This window comes from Oceanobacillus profundus, from assembly GCF_003515705.1.
Taxonomy (GTDB): Bacteria; Bacillota; Bacilli; order Bacillales; family Amphibacillaceae; genus Oceanobacillus; species Oceanobacillus profundus.
This window is the reverse complement of record NZ_QWEH01000037.1, coordinates 1-6278: the sequence shown is the minus strand read 5'-3', so window position 1 is coordinate 6278 and position 6278 is coordinate 1. Positions and strand designations below refer to the sequence as shown.

Sequence of the window (6278 nt, the reverse complement as noted above, 5' to 3'; positions counted from 1 at the left end):
AAAATTATTGTCTGGTAACTTTAATTTTATCAAAAGGTGTCCTTTTTGTATGCATAAAAAGAGCGGTACTCACCAACTTATTGGCGAGTACCACTCTTTTTAATTACTGGGGTTTTGTCCCAGCCTCATTTTTTTATTTTTTAATCTGACCGATTGTACAAGTTATTTAAATAAATAATCATTTTGTATACTGTATTCCACCGCAACGCGATAGATGACACCTAAACCAAGCATCGTCGACATAACCGAGCTCCCTCCATAACTAACAAGCAAGAGCGGAATACCAGTTATCGGCATAATCCCAAGTGTCATTCCGATATTTTGGAAAACGTGAACTAGCAACAAGCTTAAAAAGCCATAACAGAAAAACGTACCAAAAGGAGAATGCTTATAAATACTCAATCCTAGTGTAACTAGTTTATATAGTAGCATAAAGTACAAAAATATAACAATTGCGCTTCCAATAAAACCGAAGCTTTCCCCGATTACCGAAAAGATAAAATCGGTATGGGCTTCTGGATAATTCACCTCAAGGCTTCCCATGCCTTTTCCAAATAATTGGCCAGATCCTAAAGCCATATATGCACGATCAAAATGAAAGGTCGCATCACTCGACTGCTGAGTTGGATCAAACCAAGTTAGAATACGGTTCACTTGATATTGTTTAATCCCGATTAACTCTTGAGCAAGCACTGGAAATTTAATAATAAACCCAATAATAGCTGCACCTGCAGAAGAAATAATGACAATTAAACTCAGTATAATTCTCCAATTGATACCTGACAGTATAATTAACATACCTGATATAAATAAGTATACCATCGCGGTTCCAAAGTCTGGCTGTAACATAATTAGACCTACCGGAATCCCTGTAAACAGTAAGATTTTCGCTAACAAGAAGGTATCACTTTTTATGCTGCTCACTTCGTATTTTGTTTTATGCTTACTAATTACAGCAGACAAAAAGAGGATGGTCGTTACTTTCGTAAATTCTGCCGGTTGAAGCGATAATCCTGGTAATGTAAACCAGCTCTTTGCCCCGTTTATTGTACGAGCAATTGAATCAGGACTTATCAACAATACAATTAGTACGAATATGCTTATTCCATATATATAGATACTCGCCTTTTGCAACTGTTCTAAATCAAGAAACTGAATTGCGGCAACGATACATGCACCAATCGTAAACCAAACAATCTGCTTCAAAACAAAATTTTCACCTTCATATTGCTCTAACTGTTGGGCATTATATATCGAAAGTAAACTTACACAAACGAACAAAGTAAATAAAAAAATCAAATCCGTTTGCATATAGTACGATTGCTTTTTATTCATAATAGCCTCACCAAATTTCTTCCCTGCTCATTTCAATACTTCATCCCAGTAAGTAATCATAATAGATAGGTTTTAGTTATCCACATAAAAACAAAAGAAAAAAAGCTGAATACAAGGTTATTAACAAAGTTATACACATTATCCACATAGACACCTATCTCTTATCAACAGTTTTCATCCACAATCAAGATAAGTGTTTTTAAGCTATTTCACTAAATTATCCACACCCCTGTGAATAATCTACTTCTATTTTAACATTAACGATGCATTTGCATTTAAATCAAGCCCAGACCGTCTCCCTTGCTCAAATGCAATCGTTCCTGCTGCAGCTATCATGGCAGCATTGTCTGTACATAGCTTGATATTTGGAATGAGTAAAGGAATATCCGTTTCGGAAAAAACAGCTTCCAGTTCTTTTCTCAATCCTTTATTTGCAGCGACTCCACCAGCAACAATTATTTGGCTAACATTATATTCTTTAGCAGCCTCTAATGTTTTTGTTGTCAGCACCTCAACAACACTAGCCTGAAAGCTAGCAGCAATATCTTCATTTTTTAATATCTCGCCACGTTGCTTGGCATTATGAATTTTATTAATAACTGCAGATTTCAATCCACTAAAGCTAAAATCGTAGCTTCCTTCTTCTAACCATGCTCTTGGAAAATCAATCGTTTCTTTACCAATTGCAGCTAACTGGTCGATATGTGGTCCACCTGGGTATGGCAGGTTAAGCATTCGCGCTACTTTATCATAGGCTTCACCTGCTGCATCATCTCGGGTCTCCCCGATTAGTTCATAGGAGCCATGCTCTCTCATTAAGACAAGCTCTGTATGACCACCAGAAACGATTAATGCTAGTAATGGAAACTCAAAATCCTTTTCTAATCGATTTGCATAGATGTGACCAGCGATATGATGCACACCAACTAACGGCTTTTGTTTTGCAAAGGACAATGCTTTCGCTGAATTCACTCCAACTAGCAATGCTCCTACAAGCCCTGGTCCTTCTGTAACAGCAATCGCATCCACTTCGTCCCACGTTATATCTGTATTTTCAAATGCTTCTTCCAGAACGACCGTCATTTGTTCTACATGATGCCTGGAAGCTATTTCAGGCACGACACCACCAAATCGCTTATGACTCTCAATTTGGGAAGCGACGACATTTGTTATTATCTCTGTACCATTTCTTACAATCGATACTGCTGTTTCATCACAGCTCGTTTCAATTCCAAGTATAATTGTATCTTTTTTCATTTTAAATTCACCCACATAACGATAGCATCTTCTTGATTATCTGTATAGTAATTTTTGCGAATCCCACCTGGCACAAGTCCGAACTTCTGATATAGACGTTGGGCTGGAATATTGGATTGTCTTACTTCTAATGATAATCGTTTTACACCTAATTGCAATGCATATTGAACGGTATATCCAAAAAGTTTCTCTCCAAGTTTATGACCTCTAAACCCAGGCATAATAGCAATATTCGTTATTTGTGCATCATCAATAACAATCCATGTTCCAATATAACCTATAATCTGCTCATCTAATTGTAAGACAAAATAATGCGCGTGTTTATTATCAAGAAGCTCCTGGTAGAAAATATCTGTTGTCCACGGCGTTGTAAAAGACGCACGCTCAACTTCCATTACATGATCTACATCAGAAACTTCCATTTTCCGTATTACACATTTAGCCATGGTTTTCATTTTCCTTTTGCGCTTTTAACCAATTCGCCTCTGCTTCTGCTAAACGTAAGTAATTTGGTGTTAATGCATGTGTAGTATCTGGTTGCTTTGTTAGTCCAGCAAGACCCAAATGCCCTGCCTGTGGAATATGGTATGGTCCTTCCGGAATAATCGCTCTTTCACCTAACCCCTTTTCAATCGCTTCTTTATAGATTGCAATATCAGGACTTAAAAAAAGAACGTTTGTCTCTTGCTCCTTTAATGTCTGAAGCACATCTTCCATTAATAGATTTTTTTCTTCAAAAACGGCTTCTAAATGATTATTCCTCCATTGATATAACCCTGTAAACACTAATCCCCGTCTAGCATCAAAAAACGGACAAATTACGCCATTAAAGAACCTTCCTTGATAGGACAAAACTTCTAAGCTAGAAACACCTACCACAGGTATATCTAAAGCCCAAGCCATTGTTTTTGCTGTTGAGACTCCAATTCGGACACCAGTATAGGAACCGGGACCTTTGGCAACTATAATTTTATCCAGTTCCTCCGGCCTCATCGATACTTCCTTCATTAACTTCTCAATAGCTGGCATTAAACGAACCGAATGATTTTTTGTAAGATTCGTCATCACTTCTCCAATAATCTGATCGCCTTTTAGTACTGACACACCTAGGACTTGATTGGAGGTATCTATTGCAAGTATATTCATTCTCGTAACTCCTAACTAATCAATTCATTCATAACCTCTTCAAAATGAGAACTTGAAGCTGTAAATTCAAGTATTCTTTTATCCTCATCTATATAGCCAATTCTAATCGCTAAACGCTCGTTTGGCAAAAACTCTTCAATGAATTGTGCCCACTCAACAACTGTAATTCCATTTCCATGAAAATATTCTTCAAATCCAATATCTTCATCAGAGTGTTCAAGTCGGTATACATCCATATGATATAAAGGGAGAGTTCCTTCATATTCTTTTATAATCGTAAATGTGGGGCTGCTGATATTACGTTTGACACCAAGTCCTTTCGCCAAGCCTTTTGTGAAAGTTGTTTTTCCAGCACCCAACTCACCTTCCAATGTTATAACATCTCCAGGCTTGAGCAAAGTTGCAAGCTTTTCTGCAATTACCTGTGTCTCTGCTACTGTATTTGTCTGTATTTGTACCATATACTCACCTACTTTAAATGTGTATAACCTTTTTTTTCTAATAGGATAGATTTATGTTTTTGCTTTAAAATGACTTTGCCATTTTTGCCTGCTTCCACAACCTCACCTATTTTCGTAACATTTGTATTCGTTAACTCTCCAATTTGCTGAACCTTATCCCAATCCTTTGGAGGGATTGTACCTAACAATTCAAAGTCCTCTCCACCAAACAACTTCCATTTTTCTTGTAATTCCACAGGAAATTGATTATAAGAGCTGTTTGTTGGAATTTCAGATTCATTTAATAGAAGAGTAACGTTCGAAGCTTCGGCTATTTCATTCGCCTCACTCGCTATTCCATCACTAATATCGTTTAATGTTACGCGAGCTAAGTGACCTAAACCGATTGCAAAAGAAATTCGAGGACTTGGCATTCTATGTCTATTTATATAATAAGAAGCTTCCTTATAGTTATTTGAATGGGTTAAAATATGTAACCCTGCCCCTGAGTCACCTAATGTTCCAGTTACAAAGACTATATCGCCTGACTCGGCTGTACTTCGATAGCGAGCCTTATCTTTCATCGTAAAGCCTATTACAGTAACTGAAATGCACATTTCCTTTCCCGATACTGTATCTCCACCGATTAAATCCATTTTATATGCTCGGGCTAAGTGACGCATTCCATTGAATATTTGTAACAGTTCTTCCTGTGACCAACCTTTTGGAATTACAATCGAAACAAGGTAAAATGCAGGGGTTGCTCCCATTGCCGCTAAGTCACTGATGTTTGCAGCAAGCGCCCGGTAGCCTACATGAAAAAGTGACATCGTCTCCTTTGAAAAATGCACTCCTTCGACAAATGTATCTACTGCAGAAACAATATTTTGTGATAACGAACTAAAAACAGCTGCATCATCCCCAATTCCTTTGATCAAAGATGATTGGTTGTACGTATGTTGCTTTATTGATTCTATAAAAGAGAATTCGTCCACATTAATCACCATTCTTTTTATCGACTACAACTATGATAGCAAAAAGATTTGAACTACTCCACCTTAATTCCTTACAAAAATTTTTGATGGAGATTCTTGAGTAAAGCAACCTAATGATTTCTAAAACATATATGCTTTTCTCACGCACATTTATTTAACTTTCCTAACACTAATTCGTTCCTGTGATACTATATTGGAGATTATACTGAAGGTGAAAATACTATTTTGTAAGATGAGTATGAACGCTAAAGCTACTTCCCTTATTGAGTACGATTCATCTCCACCATAACCCTATTTCGCCTGAGGAGGAATCTTCTCTCCTAATTAAGTCAAAATGGGAAAACTTTTTTGAGGGCAGTAGCGAAGGTTTATCTATGTAATAAGCTTTCTGAAAGATAATTTATAGTATTGCTAAATGAATGCTATAAATCAAAAAAACATGATTCATTTTCTGGAATCATGTGTCTAATAGCTAATATAATATGTAAATGGCGGTCCGGACGGGACTCGAACCCGCGACCTCCTGCGTGACAGGCAGGCATTCTAACCAACTGAACTACCGGACCAATAATAATATATGTTGAAAACCTAACAGGTACATTAATCCAGTACTTCTAGCTTCAACTTATTTCAAGTTATTTTTTTTGGTTGCGGGGGCAGGATTTGAACCTACGACCTTTGGGTTATGAGCCCAACGAGCTACCAGACTGCTCCACCCCGCGATATGTTGATCTTCCTAATTCAATTGGAAAATCATATAAAAACTTGCCTGGCGGCGTCCTACTCTTGCAGGGGCAAAGCCCCAACTACCATCGGCGCTGAAGAGCTTAACTTCTGTGTTCGGCATGGGAACAGGTGTGGCCTCTTCGCTATTGCTACCAGACAATCCTCAAAAACAAGGACAAGTTTTATTATATGCATTTCCGAATAAAAATGCAAGGTTTTTTTGAATTTATACCTTAAAAACTAAATAAGAGTAAACAAGACATCAAATAAAGAATTTAGTTAAGTCCTCGATCGATTAGTATCCGTAAGCTCCACGTGTCACCACGCTTCCACACCGAACCTATCAACCTCATCGTCTCTGAGGGATCTTACTCACTCG

The 6278-nt window shown here is 37.4% G+C and carries 6 protein-coding genes, 2 tRNA genes and 2 rRNA genes; all 10 read right to left on the bottom strand.

Annotated elements, in window-relative coordinates; genetic code table 11:
• Positions 1 to 162: 162 nt before the first annotated feature.
• Positions 163 to 1335, bottom strand: coding sequence for an FtsW/RodA/SpoVE family cell cycle protein (locus D1B32_RS23345; protein ID WP_095314480.1), 1173 nt, complete (start codon positions 1333 to 1335; stop codon positions 163 to 165).
• Positions 1336 to 1581: 246 nt separating this feature from the next.
• Complete coding sequence (gene tsaD / locus D1B32_RS23340; protein ID WP_095314478.1) at positions 1582 to 2592, bottom strand: tRNA (adenosine(37)-N6)-threonylcarbamoyltransferase complex transferase subunit TsaD; 1011 nt, start codon at positions 2590 to 2592, stop codon at positions 1582 to 1584.
• Positions 2589 to 3047 carry a ribosomal protein S18-alanine N-acetyltransferase gene (gene rimI / locus D1B32_RS23335; protein ID WP_240033884.1) on the bottom strand — a complete coding sequence of 153 codons (459 nt, stop codon included), beginning with the start codon at positions 3045 to 3047 and terminating at the stop codon, positions 2589 to 2591. Before rimI ends, tsaD begins: the two co-directional genes overlap by 4 nt.
• Positions 3031 to 3738: a tRNA (adenosine(37)-N6)-threonylcarbamoyltransferase complex dimerization subunit type 1 TsaB gene (gene tsaB / locus D1B32_RS23330; protein ID WP_095314474.1), complete on the bottom strand. Its 708-nt coding sequence runs from the start codon at positions 3736 to 3738 to the stop codon at positions 3031 to 3033. Before tsaB ends, rimI begins: the two co-directional genes overlap by 17 nt.
• A gap of 11 nt (positions 3739 to 3749) precedes the next feature.
• Complete coding sequence (gene tsaE, locus D1B32_RS23325; RefSeq protein ID WP_095314472.1) at positions 3750 to 4199, bottom strand: tRNA (adenosine(37)-N6)-threonylcarbamoyltransferase complex ATPase subunit type 1 TsaE; 450 nt, start codon at positions 4197 to 4199, stop codon at positions 3750 to 3752.
• Positions 4200 to 4207: 8 nt separating this feature from the next.
• The gene (thiL, locus tag D1B32_RS23320) at positions 4208 to 5173 is read right to left on the bottom strand and encodes a thiamine-phosphate kinase (RefSeq protein ID WP_095314470.1); all 966 of its coding nucleotides are present in this window, start codon (positions 5171 to 5173) and stop codon (positions 4208 to 4210) included.
• Positions 5174 to 5662: 489 nt separating this feature from the next.
• Positions 5663 to 5739: transfer RNA gene (locus D1B32_RS23315), tRNA-Asp, on the bottom strand.
• Positions 5740 to 5818: 79 nt separating this feature from the next.
• Positions 5819 to 5895, bottom strand: a tRNA-Met gene (locus tag D1B32_RS23310).
• A 45-nt stretch (positions 5896 to 5940) separates the two neighbouring features.
• Positions 5941 to 6056: ribosomal RNA gene (gene rrf, locus D1B32_RS23305) — 5S ribosomal RNA — on the bottom strand.
• A gap of 118 nt (positions 6057 to 6174) precedes the next feature.
• Positions 6175 to 6278 (bottom strand): 23S ribosomal RNA (locus D1B32_RS23300); the annotation flags it as partial.

Bases quoted from the DNA above. Each gene is read 5' to 3' on its own strand.
- D1B32_RS23345 (WP_095314480.1), bottom strand. From the start codon at position 1,335: ATGAATAAAAAGCAATCGTACTATATGCAAACGGATTTGATTTTTTTA.
- tsaD (WP_095314478.1), bottom strand. From the start codon at position 2,592: ATGAAAAAAGATACAATTATACTTGGAATTGAAACGAGCTGTGATGAA.
- rimI (WP_240033884.1), bottom strand. From the start codon at position 3,047: ATGAAAACCATGGCTAAATGTGTAATACGGAAAATGGAAGTTTCTGAT.
- tsaB (WP_095314474.1), bottom strand. From the start codon at position 3,738: ATGAATATACTTGCAATAGATACCTCCAATCAAGTCCTAGGTGTGTCA.
- tsaE (WP_095314472.1), bottom strand. From the start codon at position 4,199: ATGGTACAAATACAGACAAATACAGTAGCAGAGACACAGGTAATTGCA.